We start from the raw sequence: 19,259 nt of genomic DNA, 5'->3' as shown, positions 1-19,259 counted from the left end.
GGTATTGAAAGCTGTAACCTGATTTAGTGGCCACAAATTCAAACTGGTTGATTTTCAGTCAAGAAAAACAACATAACTCGAGATAGATACGATGATGTATGCCGGATTGACCAAAGTTATCGCAATAAATTCTTATCAGAAAAACAAGATGTTTTCTGAGTATTCTTTTGATGCCCCCACTCAGATCACTGGCGGTAACGGAGAAGGCAAAACATCACTGTTAAGGCTCATTCCGTTCTTTTATGGAGCGACTGGTACGCAGATCGTCAGAAAATCGAATGTCAATAAGCCCTTTGCCGAATGGTATTTACCACACAACAACAGTTATATTGTTTTCGAGTACATTACTGCTCGTGGTCAAGTTGCTCATGTCATTTGTTATCGAAACCTTAGTACTAAAGGTGGCATTGTTTACCTTTTCGTTAAAGGTCAGTTTGAGCAGTCAGTGATCATTAAACAAGACAGCGAAGATAAGCCTTACGCTATCGGCTGTACAAAGCTGGCCGCGGAGCTGAACGCTAACGGCTTAGAATACGAGTCGCGTATTACTAGCGTCAAAGAGTACCGCGAAATTATCCAAAATATTAATGCAGGGAATTTGAGTAATCAGTTCCTAAGCTACTCTTTGTGCTCTGGTCGTCATGATGTTCGTCACATTGAAAAAATTACAGCGGCGTTGATTCAAGGTGAATTCAATATGGCCGACACAAAGGCGCTTTTCCTGGATATCCTCGAGCAAGGGAATAGCACATTAGAGTTTGGTGTGGATGCAAACAGAATTGAACAATGGTGTGATGACTACAACGGCCTAACAGCGTTCCTAGACAAAAAAGAAGCGTTCATTGAAGCTATTGCGAACAATAAGCAGATTGCCTATCTAACCACTCAGCTCGCCAATGCCTTAACAATCATTCGTGAAGCCTCTGAAAGCCTTGATGGCTCTCTTAAGAAAACCGAACTGCAACGCTCAGATTTTCTTGAAAACAGTGACAAGCAGATTGGCGAAATTAATCAAGATAAGCTTGATAAAGAGGTTCAAAAGAGCGCTCTTCAACGTTCTATCACAAGTATTAACTCTGAGATCGAAGTACATCACAGCAAGCTTATAACATACGAAAATAGTGGTTATCCAGAGCTGTCCGTTAAGCTAAAGCAACTGCCAGAAATGGAAAACAGGGTGGCACAACAAAGACAAAGTTACGCCGATCTTGAAACTAAGGTAAATGATGCCAAAGCAAAGTATGAGAAAGACAAACAAAGCCTTGTTAGTAAGTTCAATAAAGAAAAGTCTGACCTAACAGAGCAAAAACTTGATGCCGAGAAAGAGTGCAAGGTTAAAAAAGACAAGATAGACGATGTATATCAGCCACAGTTAAAGGAACTGACCCAAACCCATACGATTTTTACAGCGGATAAATCTCAGGCTCTTATGGAGCATAGGGCTGAACTCGCTACTCAAAAGCAGCGACTAAAGAACCCAGATATTGATGAGTTTCTCATTGAGCAGAGAGAGCAGTTGGAGTCTGAGAAGGACAGATTACAAGAACAAGTAGACACGTTAAAACACACGACAACTTTGAGTGAGAAGGAAGGAGTCAACTTACAAACTAAACGTGAAAAGCTACTCGAAAGATTAGAGGCCACTCGTCGAAATATGCGCGATGCCGAAACCAGGCTAAAAGTAGTAAGTAACCGATTAGACCCAGATTCAGGAACCTTGTTCTCGTTCCTGGAGGCTAATCGACAGGGGTGGCAAAGCTCTCCACTTGGTCGTGTTCTCACCGATGAGCTTTTGATGGACACGACACTCACACCATCAATGACTGAAGATTCAGGTTCAATGTACGATTTATATATCGATACGAGCAACCTAGCAGATTGTAGTGTCACCAACAAAGCTGATGTGGAAGAGCAGGCTCACTTGATGGACCGTATCGTTGAGCTTGAAGACGCAGAGGCTGATTTCAATAAGCAAATTTTGAAAAATGATTTTGCTATTAAGCAGTCAACGCTTGAGTTATCACGATTACGCAATGAGCTGCGAAACGCTGAGGGTGACCTATCACAAACTAAGGTTAACCTTAAAAACAAGAAAATAGAGATTGCCCGTGCAAAAGAGGGCTTAGTCGAAAAAATTAATATAAACATCAAATCGATTGAGAAAGCTATAGCCCTGATTGATAGGGAAATCTCAGTGACGCTTGAACGTTTTGAAGAAGCAAAATTAGAGCTAAACAACGACAGGCTTACTCAAATTAGCAATGTTGAATCATCACTTGATCTCACGATCGGAGCTATAGACGAATTACTGGAAAAAAGTACTCTGACGTTAGGCGAGAACAAACAGCGCATCAAAACGGAGTATGAACAGCGGTTGAGTGATCAAGGTATTAGCGGTGAAATCTATCAACGCTACAAAGAAGAAATTGAATTGCTTGATAATGAGATCAAAAACTTAAAAGTGAAGTCTCATAAAATCAAAGAATACGAGATATGGCTTGCTGTTTATGAAGTGGATGATCCTAAGAGACGTGACGATCGAAATACTAAGGTCAAAGAACTTGAAACGGTGCATCAAGAGTTTGAATCTTTTGAAACTAAACTGAAAGAGTTGAGAGCCAAAGCTCATCGAACCAAAAAAGAGTTTGATGAGAAGCTCTCTATCTTGAGAAACCACAAACAGCGAGCTGACAGTGCAATCTCTCGCCTAACTAACTATGTGATGTTTGAGGGCGAAGAAGGCAGCCAAGAAGCGCTCGATTATAACGGCGATTTAAATTCACTCTTGAGCTATGTAGAGAGCAAACTCCCGGAGTTAGAGAGGCTTACTAAGCTACGTAAAAAAGATATACAACAGATGGAAACTATCACTCTCAACCTTGGTGACGGGGAGCTGTATCGTTTCTGGAATGAAAGCAGCCGAAACGCCATTACAGAGGATATTGTTGCTAGTGACTCTAAGCGAATAGATATTCTAGAAATCATCATGAATGACATTATTCCTCAGGTGACCAGCATAACAATTGAAAGCGCGGTCAACATGGGGCGTATGCTCGTTGACTTCAAGCATCGGCTACTCGGCTTCGACCGTGACATTAAGAAACTTGGTCGTAATATCTCTGAACAAGTAAAGCTCAATAACACGTTCTCGGTGGTTGGTTCTATTGACATTAACGTTGAAAGTTCACTTTCCAAACTACAAGGTTGGCAAGATATTATTAACTTCTCTGAGATTTACGAAGAGTGGGATAAAACGGGATCGGCTGAGCTACCAACCAAAGAGTTTTTCAACGCTTTAAGTACACTGACATACCATATTAGTGCCGAGAAAGTTAAGAAGCCTACTGAGCTGTTTGACATCAAATTTGAAGTCATCGAGAACAACCAGCGTAAAACGGCCAAAACAGATAAAGATATGCGTGATTTGGCCAGTAATGGTACGAACTTGCTCATTCAATCCATGTTGTATTTAGCACTACTGACGCAACAACGTGGAGCAAGTCGACTATCCATAACTTACCCAACCGATGAGATTGGTAAGCTGACGGCAGAAAACCAAGCTAAATTACTTAAAATGATGGGGGCACACAACTTCAATGTTATTGCGGCTCAACCAGATGGCAATAACCGTACAGCCAATTTATTCAAGTACCTGTACCACTTAACGCCTTACAAGAACATTTTCAACAAACCTAAAGTAAGCAAACTTGCGTTAGCTAAAGCCGCTGAAACTAGCACAGGAGTAGAAGCATGAAGCCAGTATCACAAGTCCTAGAATCTCTGCTTAGTGGTAGCTTTATCTGCCCAGCAACTGATCGTGAAGCTTACAAGACGCTTAAAGAGGATCGTACACGCCGAGAAATCAATCAAGCGTTGACTCTTATGAGCCGCGAGCTCCAATGTACGAGCAGAACCAGCGCTTATTATGTCACCTATAAAAATATCGACGACCACAATCGTCGTCAGGTGACCGCGTTGATGAGTAATGTACACGGTATCATTCGACCTGTGGTTAAGTTCGTGGCGACAGTCAGTGAGGCTGCTCAAGTTGAAGCAGTGATGGTTGGTGGTGATGAGTTAAATGTGCCTGTGCTGAGTGCGCAAATCCAATCGTCTCCTAGCTTGATGGAGAAACTCGATAGTATTTATCGACTTCCAAAAGTGAGTCGAAAAAAAGTGCGTGACAGTGCCGCTGATAAACTAAATGTGGTTGTTGAATTTCTGGTTAAAGAAGGGGTGGCTCATTTAGTAAACAAAGAGCGCCAACTCTATGTGATGACGGGAAAATTAGACTTTGTTTACGAGGTGCTCGATTTCATCGATACGCATGAAAAGATCGTTGAGACAGTTAACAAAGCAAACGAGAACCAAGGGGAGTTCAACTTTTGATGAGCCCTCAAAACAATGGCAAACATGGTGGTGTTAACCACATGCTTCGCTTAATCAGCCAAGCAAAGGACACATTAACGCATGTTTTTGAAAATGGCACGATACGTGAAACTCATGAAAACGCCAATGACCTACGTAAATTAAAAGAAGCCCGTGTTGTTATCGTGACAAGCCGCGGTTACCGCGTGCATCCTAAAATGGAAGCACTGATGAACTATTTCCTTGAAACGGAAGCGAGTTCATTTCTCGGGACTCAACATGCTGAGCGCATTCCAGAAATTCAGGGCTTAGCGCAAGAATACCTGGAAGCTAAATTAAATGGCAAAAGAGAACAAGAGGCGGATAGGTTTAATAGCCTTGAAGGTGTGGTTTATGAAATCACAATGGACTTGCAAGAGTCTTGTCGCCGCTTAAGAAACCGTATCAGTTATGATTTTGGCTATGGCCATACGCTCGCTCAAAAACAAAAAGAGAACCAAGTTGCTATAGAGCAAGCTGAAAAGCTTGTTACTGGCATGAAAGCTTTCTCTTTTAAGTTGTTGAGTGAAATGGCTGGAGATAACTCAGAGCTCAACACCTTGTTTTGTGCTGAAATGCACAGTGCGATTCGTAGTTGCCAACAAGAGCTCGGGTCTATCCTAATTCAACTCCGAGCTTTGATGCTGAAGTATCGTAACCGCGAGCGTGATAAGGACCTGATCAATGCCTTTGATCGGTTTATTGATCAAGAACCACACTGGGCACCAAGTGACGATTTGATCTTGCCTGATGAGGTAGCAAAGCATGATGGTATACCGATGTTTTGGCTTTCTGAGCCTATACAATTTGCGCATCACCCAAATCCTGATGATATGGACCAAGAGCCGGAATTGGCCGATATTGTTGAAAAAATTACGGCACAGCCCGCCGAACAAGAAGAGCTTCCGGTTGTTGAAGAAGCTGAGCGCCGAGAATTAACTCTTGATGTTGAAATACAAGAGCTGATTGAAGCGGACATTGATTCTCATTGCGATACCTTTTTTGCTGAAGCCTTTATTGGTAAGGGAAAAACCAGCATTTCCGCTTTGGAGTATTACGAGCAAATCAATAGTGACTTACCGGAAGATCTTGACCAGCTCACTTGCGCTAAAGACGTGTGGCTATTTAGCGTGCTTAATTTCCATAGTTCAATGCTTCCCGAAGATAGCAAAGGCTTTACCGTTGAGCCTATCGGGTCTTATACCTATTCAGCAAAAGGTAGCAATATAGGTTACGGCAACCTTCACTTAGAAGATGTGTCTATAGCGAGGAAATTGTGAGTAGAATTATTGATGATATAACGGGTAGTGATTTAAATCGGCTAAAGCAACTCTTCTCTCCTGCGAAGGTTAATGAAGGTGCCAGTGTAGCGCTGAGTGGCGTGTTTGATACTTTTCATCGCGACTTTAGTGTTGGGAGCGCCAGAGGAGAACATTTACAGCTGACGCCTAGAGATATACGTCAAATTAGGAAGGTGATTAAAGAGCAATCTGGTTTTGATCTTTTAACTGATCCCATCCCTAATTCTCGAACGGATATGGCTCAGTTCTTTCCTAACGAGAAGTTAAGCTCAAGTCCTGTTAAAGACAAGGTCATTAAAGTTTATGGGATTTTGTCCACGAACATTAATGGCAAATCGTATGAATTACAAGAGGGTATGAACATTGAGGTAGCTCTAAGCCATTTGACGAGCATTGAGCACAGCCAAATTGTAATTGTTGAAAACTATGAGGCATTCTCTAAGTTTAGATTAGTACAAACCGACATAGGGCCTAACCCTCTTATCGTTTACCGGGGGGATAAGGACACGGGAGTAATCTCAAAAGAAATTGCGTTGGCTTTTCCAGACGTAGAGCTTATAGCTTGGTTTGATACCGATCCTAAAGGTATTTCTTTAGCTTTATCATCGGGAGCGACTTATATGCTGCTACCTAGTTTATCAACAGATACTCTCAAAGAACATGGCCGATCAGAGCTATTTGCGGACCAATACCAAGACTGGAATCGAGTCTCAAAACTTATTCCCCCTAAGTTAGAGTCCAGAATGTCTGAACTGGAAAAAGGGATAACCCAAGAGTCAATCATGGCAAATCAAATAGCCGTAAGGTTACACCAAATTTAGTTACGTAAAAGTCGAGCTCCCCTGTAAGTGCGAAGATAGGCATCTTTACCTTGGGGTAATCAATCAAATGTTGTGAAGCTCATGCAGAGTGCCTACAAGGCAGTTAGGTACTACTAATCTAGCCACTGAATTATTTATAAAGATTAAACGAATTTTTTGGCTTTTTTAAAATGCTCGATCATTTGGATATTTCCTTACCTTAAGGCACGTAAAAAGCGTCTAAAATCGGAGCTTTATCAATTCAACTCATTCAATTTCATATATAATCGCCCTCAATAGTCTGCGCTTGAAAGCAGAGTCCTACATTATTCGAGTAATTAACAACATGGCAAAAGCACCCGCTAATAAGAAACCTGCCTCAAAAGCTAAGCCCGCGTCAACAGCTAAAAAAGCGACCAAAGGCTTCGAAGAGACCCTTTGGGATACCGCTAATCAGTTGCGTGGCAGTGTTGAGTCATCTGAATACAAACATGTGGTATTAAGCCTTGTGTTTTTAAAATTCATCAGCGACAAGTTTGAAGCACGCCGTCAGAAGATGATAGACGACGGGCAAGAAGCTTTTGTTGAGATGAAAGAGTTCTACCAACAAGACAACATCTTCTTTTTACCAGAAGATGCGCGTTGGTCATTTGTTAAAGCACGCGCTAAGCAAGATGATATCGCTATCATCATTGATACCGCTTTATCGACGATCGAAAAAAACAACCCAAGCTTGAAAGACGCTTTGCCAGACAACTATTTCTCGCGCCAAGGTTTGGAAATAAAAAAGCTGGCGTCACTTATCGACAGCATTGAAAACATCGATACGCTGGCGAACGAATGCGACATGAGCGAAGAAGACTTAGTCGGTCGTGTTTACGAATACTTTCTAGGTAAGTTTGCAGCAACCGAAGGCAAAGGCGGGGGTGAATTCTATACGCCTAAGTCAGTGGTAACGCTATTAGCTGAAATGCTAGAACCTTTCCAAGGCAAAATCTACGATCCGGCTTGTGGCTCCGGCGGTATGTTTGTTCAGTCGTTAAAGTTTATTAAAGAGCACGAAGGGCGCACCAAAGACATCGCTATTTATGGTCAAGAGTTGACCTCGACCACTTATAAACTGGCGAAGATGAACTTAGCCATTCGCGGTTTATCTGGCAACTTAGGTGAACGTGCCGCCGATACCTTCTTTGCTGACCAGCATAAAGACTTAAAAGCCGATTACATCATGGCTAACCCACCGTTTAACCTTAAAGGTTGGCGTAATGAAGCCGAGCTAACCGACGATGCGCGCTTTGCTGGCTATCGTACACCACCAACAGGCAACGCCAACTACGGTTGGATTTTGCACATGCTCTCTAAGCTAAGTGAAACAGGCACGGCGGGTTTTGTATTGGCGAACGGCTCTATGAGTTCAAATACTTCCGGTGAAGGGGAGATCCGCCAGCAGCTTATCGAGAACGATCGCGTTGAATGTATGATCGCTTTGCCGGGGCAGCTTTTTTATACAACAACAATTCCAGTGTGTATCTGGTTTATCACTAAAGACAAAACTGAGAACGCCACCAAAGGTTACCGTAACCGCCAAAAAGAGACTTTGTTTATTGATGCTCGTGAAATGGGCACCATGATTAGCCGTACCAATAAAGAACTGACCAAAGATGATGTAGCTCTAATTGCCGACACCTACCATGCATGGCGCAGTGATGAAGCGGAATTAAAAGCGCGTATTGAACGTGGTGATGGCAAAGTTGAGAAATACGAAGATAAGGCAGGCTTTAGCAAATCAGCCACCATTGTAGATATCAAGGCTAATGATTTTGTGCTGACTCCGGGGCGCTATGTCGGCGCAGCCGAAGTAGAAAATGATGATGTTCCATTTGAAATCAAGATGCGTGAGCTTTCACAAACGCTATATAGCCAAATGAATCAATCTCAAGAGTTAGATAATGCAATTCGCCACAACTTGGAGGCGCTAGGCTATGGTGAATGATGAGTTTGAACATTTCTTAGATGGGGCGAATGTAGTAAAACTGAAGGATATTTCGTTAAAAATAGGCTCAGGTTCTACACCTAGAGGTGGGGAGTCAGCATACATTGATGAGAGGGAAGTTTTTGCGTTTGTTAGAAGTCAGAATGTGTATGATTTTCGGTTTAACACTGATGGAATCAGATTTATAACTGATGGAGATGCACACAAGTTAAAAGGTGTTCATCTGCAACGTGATGATATTTTATTAAATATTACCGGTGATGGACTAACTTTCGCTCGTTGCTGTTTAGTTCCCGAGAGCATATTACCAGCAGCAGTCAACCAACATGTATGTATAATTCGTGTAGATAAGGAAAAGTGTCTACCTAGTTATTTATTAGCTTTTCTTTGTTTGCCAGAGACCAAAAAGTATATTGAGAACTTCAATGCAGGGGGAGTAGAAGAGCTATTACCAAAGGGCATATCGAATCATTTGAAATCCCATTACTCCCTATGACTATTCAAAAAGTTATTTCTCGTAATGCTGAAGATATCCTATGCAAACAGAAATTAAACAACCAAATCAACCAAACCCTAGAGCAAATGGCGCAAACGTTGTTCAAATCTTGGTTTGTCGATTTCGACCCTGTAATTGATAATGCACTTGATATGGGCAATGCAATTCCAGAAGGTTTCGAAGCTCGCGCTGAACGCCGAAAAGCAGTCCGTGAAAGTGCGGAATTTAAGCCACTCCCTGATGATGTTCGCAAGCTATTTCCGAATGAATTTGATGAAAGTGAGTTAGGTTGGGTGCCTCATGGGTGGGCTACCACTCAGCTTTCGGATATTACAACAGAGCTTCGTCGAGGTATATCACCAAAATATCTTGATGAAGGCGGTATCCAAGTTATAAATCAAAAGTGTATACGCAACCATGATATTAATTTCGACTTGTGCCGTCGTAATAACCCGGAGTTGAGAAAGATTACAGGACGAGAGATAGAAGTTGGTGATGTTCTTGTTAACTCTACAGGTGTTGGCACTTTAGGCAGGGTTGCTCAGGTGACTTATCTTGATGAAATTACAGTAGTAGATTCGCACGTAACAGTTGTTCGTCCAAATGAAGAAAAATGTCTGAAGTACACTTTCGGGCAGCTAATGTTAGCTCATGAAAAGCGTATTGAAGCTCTTGGGGAAGGTAGTACAGGACAAACTGAATTAAGCCGAAAAATTCTGTCTGAACAGAAAGTAGTTGTGCCCCCGATCAGCTTGGCGGAAGTAGTCGAACCGTTGTTTGCATCTTACACATCAAAAAAAGTCTCTTTAAATAAAAGTATAAGTAGTTTAACCAAACTTCGTGACACGCTGCTTCCTAAATTGCTTTCCGGCGAAATCGATTTAGAAAACGTGCAAGTAGAAGCAGCGAAAGCAATCGTGGAGTAACTTTTCGTCATTCCAGAAAGGGAGGGACGAACTTATCAGGAATCTCGTTTTTGGCGGTGGTGAAAAATGAGATCTCAGATACCTCGTCCCTCGGTTCTGAGATGACAAAGGCGAGGTTCTAAGCTGACGAAGGTGAAGTTCTAAGGTGGCGAATCAAACACACCTCAGATGACAGAACAAAATCGATTTGCTCCAAAGATAAATTCAAATAACTCAATCTAGAAAACAACAAACAACGTCAAACAGCAGTAGGAAAAGGCGATGAGCTTAAAATTTACTGAAGCCAAACTCGAACAGGCCATTATTGAGCTATTGGGTGAGCAAGGCTACCCACACGTAGTGGGTGAACAAATAGCGCGTGAAGACAAAGAGCAAGTACTCATTCTAGATGACTTACGCCGCTACCTTGCCAAGCAGTACCGAGGCGATGGTATAACCGAGAGCGAAATCGACACCATTGTGCGTATGATCTCAACGTTGCCTGCCAGTGATTTGTACCATAGCAATAAGACCTTCTGCCAATGGCTAACTAATGGCTTCTTGTTTAAGCGTGAAGATCGCTCAAAGAAAGACCTCTATATTGAGTTAATCGATACAAGACATTTGGCACAAGCCTTGCGCTTGATGTTTGTCCCGCTGCTAGAGAATAAATCTAAACCAGATAACTCTGATAGAGAAGTTGCTGAAGGTAAGGTTACGTACTTAGAAACAAATCGGTTAGAACCGACTGACACCAATATCTATAAAATCGTTAACCAGCTAGAGATTGAGGGTGTCGATGAACAAGTTCGAATCCCTGATGGCATTCTTTATGTGAACGGCTTACCGCTGGTGGTGTTTGAGTTCAAAAGTGCCGTGCGAGAGAAAGACGCGACCATTTTTGATGCTTGGAAGCAAATCTGCATTCGCTATCGCCGTGATATTCCTAAGCTGTTCGTCTACAACGCGATGTGCATCATTAGTGATGGTGTGAACAACAAAATGGGCAACCTGTTTGCGCCTTATGAGTTCTTCTACGCATGGCGCAAAGTAACGGGCAACGAGTCTACCGAAAAAGACGGTATTAATTCCCTCTACACCATGATTGCCGGGTTGTTTAACCAAACTCGATTACTTGATGTAGTGAAGAACTTTGTCTTCTTCCCTGATACCTCTAAGAAAGAGATAAAAATCTGTTGTCGTTACCCGCAGTACTACGCAGCGCGTAAGCTTTACTACAACATAGACAAAGAGCGTAAGCCATACGGTAGTGGTAAAGGCGGTACTTACTTTGGTGCAACAGGGTGTGGTAAGAGCTTTACCATGCAGTTTCTATCTCGCCTATTGATGAAAAGCATCGATTTTGAAAGCCCGACCATTGTACTTATTACCGACCGCAACGATCTCGATGACCAGCTTTCTAAACAGTTCTGTAATGCCTCTGATTACATTGGTGATGAGATGGTAGTGCCAGTTAAAAGCCGTCAAGATTTAAGAGATAAGCTACAAGGCATCAAGAGTGGTGGTGTGTTCCTGACTACCATTCATAAGTTCACCGAAGACATCGAATTGCTTTCAGAGCGTACAAACATCATCTGTATTTCTGATGAAGCGCACCGTTCACAGGTCAACCTCGATAAGAAAGTGGTGATCAAATATCAAGATGGTATAGCCGTCGATGTGAAAGAGACATACGGCTTTGCTAAGTATCTGCACGATTCTCTACCAAGCGCGACTTACGTTGGTTTCACCGGAACACCGATTGATGCCACCCTTGATGTATTCGGTGATCCAGTAGACAGCTACACCATGACAGAATCTGTTAATGATGAAATTACGGTTCGTATTGTTTATGAAGGCCGAGCCGCTAAAGTCATTCTTGATAACAGCAAGCTTGAAGAGGTAGAGAAATACTACCAAGCGTGCGCAGAAGCTGGCACTAATGAACATCAGATAGAAGAGAGCAAGAAAGCTTCTGCCAATATGAACGCGATCCTTGGTGACCCTGACCGTATTGAAGCTTTGGCGAAAGACTTTGTTGAACATTATGAAGGGCGAGTTAAAGAAGGTTCTACGATAAAGGGCAAGGCGATGTTTGTCTGTGCGAGTCGTGAAATCGCGTTTGATTTTTATAAGCAAGTCAAAATCTTAAGGCCAGAATGGTTTGAGGAAAAGCTATCAATTGATGGCGTCGAGCTGACTGATAAAGAGAAAGAAGAGTTAAAGCCACTTGCGATGGTGCAAATGGTGATGACGCGCGGCAAAGACGATGATCCTGATCAGTACAGCCTGTTAGGAACCAAGGAATATCGAAAATCGCTCGACCAGCAGTTTAAGAGTCCTAAGTCGAATTTCAAAATAGCCATTGTAGTCGACATGTGGTTAACAGGTTTTGACGTTCCTGAATTGGATACTATCTACATCGATAAGCCGTTGCAGAAACACAACCTGATTCAAACCATCTCACGTGTTAACCGTAAGTTTGAAGGCAAGGCGAAAGGGCTAGTTGTCGATTACATTGGTATCAAGTCGCGAATGAATCAAGCCTTAGCGATGTATTCAAAGGCTGATGAGACTAACTTTGAAGATATTCGCTTTTCCGTTATTGAGGTGAAGAACCATCTCGATCTGTTAAGGCAGATGTTCCACAAATTCGATACGTCAGGTTATTACACAGGAGAGCCGTGTAAGCAGCTAGAGTGTCTTAATCAGTCGGCAGAATACATTCTTCAAACCAAGAAAGGCGAAACCCGATTCATGGCTTTAGTTGGCCGTATGAAGGCGGCTTATGATGTTTGTTGTGGTAGTGAATTGTTATCTCAGCAAGAGCGCGACCAAATTCACTTCTATATCGCAGTGCGCTCTATCATCTTTAAGCTAACCAAAGGTGATGCACCAGACACGGCACAAATGAATAAGCGTGTTCGAGAGTTAGTGGCAGAAGCACTCCGTGCCGATGGAGTAGAAGAGATCTTTACCATTGGTGATGAGCACGCCGAAGCTATCGATATTTTTGACGAAGATTACCTAGCTCGTATCAACAAGATTAAGTTGCCTAACACCAAGATTCAGTTGCTTCAAAAGCTACTAGAGAAGGCGATAAGTGACTTTAAAAAGGTCAACCAGCTACAAGGGATGAATTTCTCTAAGCGCTTCCAATCGCTGGTGGAGCAGTATAACGAACGTCGTGAAAATGATGTGTTGAATGGTGAGGAGTTCGATACTTTCTCTCAAGAAATGACCGACATTATCTTTGATATCGTGAAAGAAATGGGCTCGTTTGAAGACCTAGGCATCGACCTAGAAGAGAAAGCGTTCCTCGATATCTTGAATCACATGCGTAAGAAGTACGATTTCACTTACGACGATGGCAAGATGCTCGAACTGGCGAAGGAAATGAAAATTACCGTAGACAATGTCGCTCAATACCCAGACTGGGCAGGCCGCGATGATATCAAAGCTAAGTTGAAAGTGGATTTAATCTTACTGCTACACAAATACGGCTTCCCACCAGTCGCCAACGATGAAGTATACAAAGGCGTGCTAGAGCAGGCTGAGAATTATAAGAAGAACCGATAAAAATGACTGAGTATCAAGATAAAAGACATAATAAAGAGCCACTTGAAGGTGATAAAGCTTTTGATGAAATCACACATCATTTAGAAAAGTATAGAAATGCGGAAAAACGTTTCTCTACTCCTCATAAAGTGACAAGAAGGTTGGCACTGCACAGTATGTTCTGGGTTGTTTTCTCCTTAACACTGATTTATTCCAACAGCTTGTTCGACATCAACTTAGTTGATACTAACCCATTCCTGTTAAGAGACTTTGATATTGTGAATTGGCAACTCACACTGTTCTGGCCCGTGGCGGTGGTTTTCTTCTTTCTTGAAAGCTTCAATAAATGGGTTAAAACCTTGTTTATTACACAAGCTATCTTGCTAGGTGTTTTCTATTCAAAGGAAACTCTTGCAGCTATTTGTACGGTGCACATTGCCGTATTTGTAGTGACCTATGCGGCTAACCGAATGCTTGGCTACACAAGAGCATGGAGTCGTAATCGCACAATGGTCTATCATTTGGAACGTTTAGAACGAGAACATCAGTTAGCAGTAATTAATGCCGATAAAAGAACAATTGAAATAGAGCAAGAAAATACACTGACAAAGTTGTTTTCTCTAGAAGAAGCTAACGTTAATTCTGCTAATCAAGACATTGTTGGTGATTATTTCTCAGTAGCTGATAGTGCTATTGGTTGGGTGAAAGGGTTTAAGAAGTAGGCTAGTTATGACAGGTATATTAAAATTAAATTACATAAAAGCTGAATATCTAGATGATTATTCAGATTCCAGTGGTGAATTTTGGCAGTGTGAGGCGCAAGAAAGTTTAATTAATAAACTTGAAATTACATTGCGAGAAGCTAAAGAGTATAAAGAGAATAGAAAGAAAGATAATAACAAAACATGGTTATCTCACAATGCAATTCTTGTTTCTGGTCAGAGAGGTACCGGGAAAACTGTGTTTTTGAGGAATTGTGAGAAGTTGTGGAAAAAATCTTGTAAAAAAGAAAATATACAGGAAGAAGAACTTAAATTTCTAAACGTAATTGACCCAACAATGCTTGTAAATAACGATCATTTTTCTAACGTAATAATCGCTCAAATTTATTATGTAGTTGAAAAAAAGATTAAACGTTCAAGTGGATGCCATGGTGTAAGTTCTGTTAGTGAGCAAGAAAAGTCGCATTTCTATAACTCACTAAAAAAATTAGCAGATGCGCTTGGAAAGAAAGATGACTTTAATGGTCATTCAGGAATTGATAAAATTCTACAATATAATTCTGGTATTCAAATTGAAAACTATTTCCATTTGTTTATAGAGTCGGCAATTAATTTATTGGGTTGCCAAGCTCTGGTGCTACCAATTGATGATGTAGATATGGCGCTTGGTCGAGCATTTGAAGTTGTAGATGATGTGCGTCGTTTACTTGGGTGTCCATATATTATACCTATTGTTAGCGGTGACATGCGTTTATATGAACAAATGACAAATGTCCATTTTGATAGCAATGCTTATGATAGTAAATCTAAAAATGAAGGTTTAACTGATGAAGGAAAGGATGTATCGAAGGAGTTGACTACATCTTACTTAACAAAAGTTTTCCCAAATCAAATGCGAATTGGTTTGCAGCCGATAACACAAATTATACCAAAGCTAAGAATTGTGCCTCACTTAAGTGGCGGTTTAAGAATAGTTGAATATTATAATTTAATATTTAACCGATTTTATTTTTTATGTTCAAATGAAGAGGTTATAAATAATTGGCCTGAACCAGAGTCTGCACGAGAACTAACACAACTAGTACGTTCTATTAATCCTGAAGTATTACGTGATGAAAGTATTAATCCAGTATGGATGGCTTACCAAAGTTGGGCTGCACAAAAGAAAAACGGTGTTTCTTTTACTAACGCAATGTCATGGTTTACGCTTAATAATTTAGATAAGGATTCTTCTTTTAATATTGAATCTCTAATTGCATTTAACCCTAAAATGCAAATGAGCAAAGACCGATATCCTTGGGCTAACAAATGTTTTTTTGATTCCCAAAAAGATTCTTTAAATTCAATGTTTTCATTACAACCCAAGCAGGTGTCAGCTCAACTAAATGGTAATTTATCTATACTGGAGAGTGCATATAATGAAAAAAGTTATACTTTACGAAGTATGCCACCTTATGAGTTTTTTGACGACAAAAAGTATGTTACACAAGGGGCAATAAAAAACACGAATTCCTCCTTGTCTGAAGAGCGTAAAAGTAAATCTAATCTATTACTAGATGTTTATACATATGGTGACTATTATTCAACACTATCAAATACATACCAATATGTATTTTGTAGTCGTGCATTTGAATTGATTTTATTTTCGTTCGTAAATAAGTCTGTAGATGTCGAAAAAGATATTTATAATATTCTTGGTCGTAGACCATTTTATTCAATATTTAATGCAAATCCAACTAAAGTTATTCAGGATGGCGACTATGAAGAAGAGGTTGAAAAAGAAAGTGATTCTAAGCGCTCTTCTGCAAAGATTCTGTCAGGAGAAATTAATGAGTGGAAGGTAAATAATAGAGAATTATTTGAAGAAATAAATTCAAGTGATCTTATATCCATATTTTCATTTATGTTTAATAAGACATTTTCTGCGCTAAATTTATATAAATCTAAGAAGAATTACTCCGACGAGCATTTGACGGATTTAGCAAGACGTTTTGAATTGATTCTTGTTAACTCAGCAATGACAGCATCGATTAAAGGTAATGCAATAAATGCTAATGTTGCTCAAACAGATAATTATAATACATTACGAGATTATAATGAATTTGAGAAGTATGACCGGACAATTACTCGTAATGAAGAGAAGTTAAGGTCTGAGTCAAAGGATGATAGTAAATGGAATGTAAAGTTCATAGATGCTCTATGGGAACATCCAATATTTAAGTTAAATAATTCAAAAGGTAATTTGCATTCACAGTTTTCTTTGGGGAAAGGAGAGTTGGAAGGTAAATTGGTGAAGTTAAGAAAAGATTTTGAACTTAAAGAGCTTAAGCAAGTATCTACACTTAAAAATAGATTAGACGCATTAGATGGAAAAAATAAAAACAAATTAGATGCCTTTATTAAAGACAATAGAATAACAAATAATACTATATTAGTTGAACCAAAAGAATTAAACGCTAACTTATTAAAAGCAATACAGTTATATGTAGAGGGTGATGATGCTTAAAGCTAGTGATGAAAGTATCGCTTACGCTTCCTTACTTGTATCTGACCGTTTTTTATTTAATGAGGCTGGTATTGATAAGCAAAGTTTACTATTACAAGAAAAAAGTATTTTTGACTATCAACCGTATATATCAAGAATGCTAAGAAATGAAGATGTTACGGCTCTTATTTTTTCATTTAACCTTGATCAGATTAGTTTGAAAAAATTATTATCTTTATTGGTTGAGAAGTATTTAATCTGGCAGGGTAATCGTTTTGAGGTTAAGTCAAATTATCTTGAAGAGTGGTTAGAATTAGCCTCTCTAATTGATGTTAGTTGGATTGTTGCAAAAGCTTATAGTGATTTAGCTCATGATTATGATATTAGTGAACAGGAGATTATAACTTGTATTAAAAATCATCAGTGCCCTACGGCTCTTCAGCAATCAAAAGGAAAGAAGGGTTTTGCTGATAATCATGTTCATCAAGGTGGGCATGGGCATACAGGTCCATCTTTATTGAGCTTTTCATTATATGGAGTAGAGGTAAACGGTAAAATTAAGTGGCCAAGGAGACCAGAAAGCACTTTATTTGAAAGTGAAAAATATAAAAAGAGTGATTTGCCTAAGTGGAGTGCTTTATTGGGTGATAATTTGGCAGCTTTTGCTTTTGATAATGATTATACGCGAATAAATGAACTACATATAAAGCCTGATATTAATATTGAGTTTAAGGGTGATGCGATTTCATATATTGAACGTGGTGATTGTGCTAATTTTACTCAACATTGTTTATCACAAGCTAATTGTTTATTAATTCCATCAGCGAATCGTTGGCTCTTATTCTGTACCGGCTTGATTTCTTTAAGTAACAAAGCAGATAAAGCTTTAGAAACCTATATTCGTATAAGCAATATTTTACGTAATTATATGATTGTAATGGGGGTTGGATTAGGCCAATTTGTAGAATCTTTTCGTTTTCCACTCCGTAGGCAGAGATCTTTAGCTTCGCAAGATATTGTTGGTCTTGATGCTTTTAAATCAGATATATCAAAAGAAACAGTAAGGGAGTTTAGAGTATCACCAAATTTTGCTATTGGGAGTAATAGCTTTCCGGCAGATCCGAAGGCGTTAAAGGCTAGTTTAGAAGTCCTCTATAAAGAATCATTAACAGAAAGGGTGCACTTTGTTTTGCATTTTACCAGAAGCGGTAAAAGGGAAGACAAAAGACAGTCTAAGTTTAGGGGTAATATAAAGAATCAAGTTAGGCTCCTTCAACAATTTCATGGTTCTGTTTCTTTTTCTGATAGCGAGGTAAAAGCATTTCGCATTGAAAGTGAGAATGAATCATTACAAGTTGATTTGCGTAAAGCAATACGTGGTTATGATGTGGCAGGTAATGAGAACGATTTACCAATTGAAGTATTTGCTCCTGCTTTGCGGGTTTTGCGTTCAGCTAAACACTCATCACAGAGCCTATTTACAACTCGTTATCAAAGACCATTTTTAACTATTCATGCAGGTGAAGATTATAGCCACTTGCTCTCTGGATTAAGAGCAATCGATGAAGCTGTGTATTTCTGTGATTATCAGTCAGGAGATCGAATCGGTCATGGGCTAGCACTCGGGGTATCGCCTATTTTGTGGGCCCAAAGACAACAAACGGCTTATGTCACAATAGGTGAACATTTAGACAACCTTGTTTGGTGCTTTCAGAAATCACTTGAAGTTATTCAAAAAGTTCCGAAATTTACTGGTGTTTTGCATTTACTGCAAGAGAAGATTAATTTCTGGTCAGGCTATCTTTACGAAGAGGAACATTCATGTCGAAGTTTATATGAAGCTTGGAAATTGAGGAGAAATTGCCCTTATGCATTAAACCTTGATAAGTTATCTACTGACATGCCTCCAGTTATAGATGCTAAGAACCCTTTATTCCGTGATTGGATAATAGATTTTGACCAAATACAATGCAACGCTAGTAATCAAAAGGCATTCGCACTTTGGCAAAAATACATATTAGCTGAGTTAGATGAACGCTTTTTTGATAGGCGTGAAAAACCAGTAATTATTCATTGTAATCCCAAGCAAGGTTTTGAGCCTTTTGGCTATAAGTATGGGACATATTTTGACTCTATATCAGCAGCAGAATTAGAGTTGTACGAAGCAATTCAAGATTTACAAATGGAAAAATACGGATCTCAAGAAATAGTATTCGAAGCTTGTCCAACATCAAATATATATATAGGGCGCTTTGAACATTATCATGAACATCCTATTTATCGTTGGAATCCACCTATTGAATCTTGGTTAAACGCGGGAGAACGTTTTAACAAGTTTGGTTTAAGGCGTGGTTCAATTTCAGTATGTGTAAATACAGATGATTCAGCATTAATGCCAACATCAATTCAGAATGAGCATAGAGTATTACAACGAGCAGCTGTTGATCATTTTGGGGTGGGAGCAAATAAAGCTGAGTACTGGATTAACCGCATCCGCCAAAAGGGCGTAGAAGTGTTTGAAGAGAATCATTTGGACTGGGTGAATTAACTTTTAGTGGTTACTCAGGTGAGCCGTTGAAGTTACCTTATGTG

At 40.0% G+C, this 19,259-nt stretch carries 11 protein-coding genes; all 11 read left to right on the top strand.

What is annotated here, in order from left to right:
- Positions 1 to 148: 148 nt before the first annotated feature.
- Positions 149 to 3,754, top strand: a complete 3,606-nt coding sequence (locus AB8613_RS01295; protein WP_372384271.1) for an ATP-binding protein — start codon at positions 149 to 151, stop codon at positions 3,752 to 3,754.
- Complete coding sequence (locus tag AB8613_RS01290) at positions 3,751 to 4,389, top strand: hypothetical protein (RefSeq protein ID WP_065100348.1); 639 nt, start codon at positions 3,751 to 3,753, stop codon at positions 4,387 to 4,389. Before AB8613_RS01295 ends, AB8613_RS01290 begins: the two co-directional genes overlap by 4 nt.
- Positions 4,389 to 5,687: a hypothetical protein gene (locus tag AB8613_RS01285; protein WP_372384270.1), complete on the top strand. Its 1,299-nt coding sequence runs from the start codon at positions 4,389 to 4,391 to the stop codon at positions 5,685 to 5,687. Before AB8613_RS01290 ends, AB8613_RS01285 begins: the two co-directional genes overlap by 1 nt.
- Positions 5,684 to 6,529 (top strand): hypothetical protein, encoded by an 846-nt coding sequence (locus AB8613_RS01280; protein ID WP_372384269.1) that lies wholly within the window; start codon positions 5,684 to 5,686, stop codon positions 6,527 to 6,529. The genes AB8613_RS01285 and AB8613_RS01280 overlap by 4 nt, the downstream gene beginning before the upstream one ends.
- Before the next feature lie 325 nt (positions 6,530 to 6,854).
- Complete coding sequence (locus AB8613_RS01275) at positions 6,855 to 8,501, top strand: N-6 DNA methylase (RefSeq protein ID WP_372384268.1); 1,647 nt, start codon at positions 6,855 to 6,857, stop codon at positions 8,499 to 8,501.
- Positions 8,491 to 8,997 carry a hypothetical protein gene (locus tag AB8613_RS01270; RefSeq protein ID WP_372384267.1) on the top strand — a complete coding sequence of 169 codons (507 nt, stop codon included), beginning with the start codon at positions 8,491 to 8,493 and terminating at the stop codon, positions 8,995 to 8,997. Before AB8613_RS01275 ends, AB8613_RS01270 begins: the two co-directional genes overlap by 11 nt.
- Positions 8,994 to 9,923, top strand: coding sequence for a restriction endonuclease subunit S (locus AB8613_RS01265; RefSeq protein WP_372384266.1), 930 nt, complete (start codon positions 8,994 to 8,996; stop codon positions 9,921 to 9,923). Before AB8613_RS01270 ends, AB8613_RS01265 begins: the two co-directional genes overlap by 4 nt.
- Before the next feature lie 261 nt (positions 9,924 to 10,184).
- A complete protein-coding gene (locus AB8613_RS01260; RefSeq protein ID WP_372384265.1) occupies positions 10,185 to 13,481 on the top strand; it encodes a type I restriction endonuclease subunit R in 3,297 nt (1,098 codons plus the stop codon).
- A 2-nt stretch (positions 13,482 to 13,483) separates the two neighbouring features.
- The gene (locus AB8613_RS01255) at positions 13,484 to 14,182 is read left to right on the top strand and encodes a hypothetical protein (protein ID WP_372384264.1); all 699 of its coding nucleotides are present in this window, start codon (positions 13,484 to 13,486) and stop codon (positions 14,180 to 14,182) included.
- Positions 14,183 to 14,189: 7 nt separating this feature from the next.
- Positions 14,190 to 16,688, top strand: a complete 2,499-nt coding sequence (gene rdrA / locus AB8613_RS01250; protein ID WP_372384263.1) for an antiviral RADAR system adenosine triphosphatase RdrA — start codon at positions 14,190 to 14,192, stop codon at positions 16,686 to 16,688.
- Entirely contained in the window at positions 16,678 to 19,215 is a 2,538-nt protein-coding gene (gene rdrB, locus AB8613_RS01245) for an antiviral RADAR system adenosine deaminase RdrB (RefSeq protein WP_372384262.1), read from the top strand. Before rdrA ends, rdrB begins: the two co-directional genes overlap by 11 nt.
- The last annotated feature ends 44 nt before the right edge of the window (positions 19,216 to 19,259 follow it).

The sequence above is a fragment of the Vibrio sp. BS-M-Sm-2 genome (genome assembly GCF_041504345.1).
Classification (GTDB): Bacteria; Pseudomonadota; Gammaproteobacteria; order Enterobacterales; family Vibrionaceae; genus Vibrio; species Vibrio satsumensis.
Note: the sequence above shows the minus strand (reverse complement) of the source record. Positions and strands in the feature narration are given on the sequence as shown.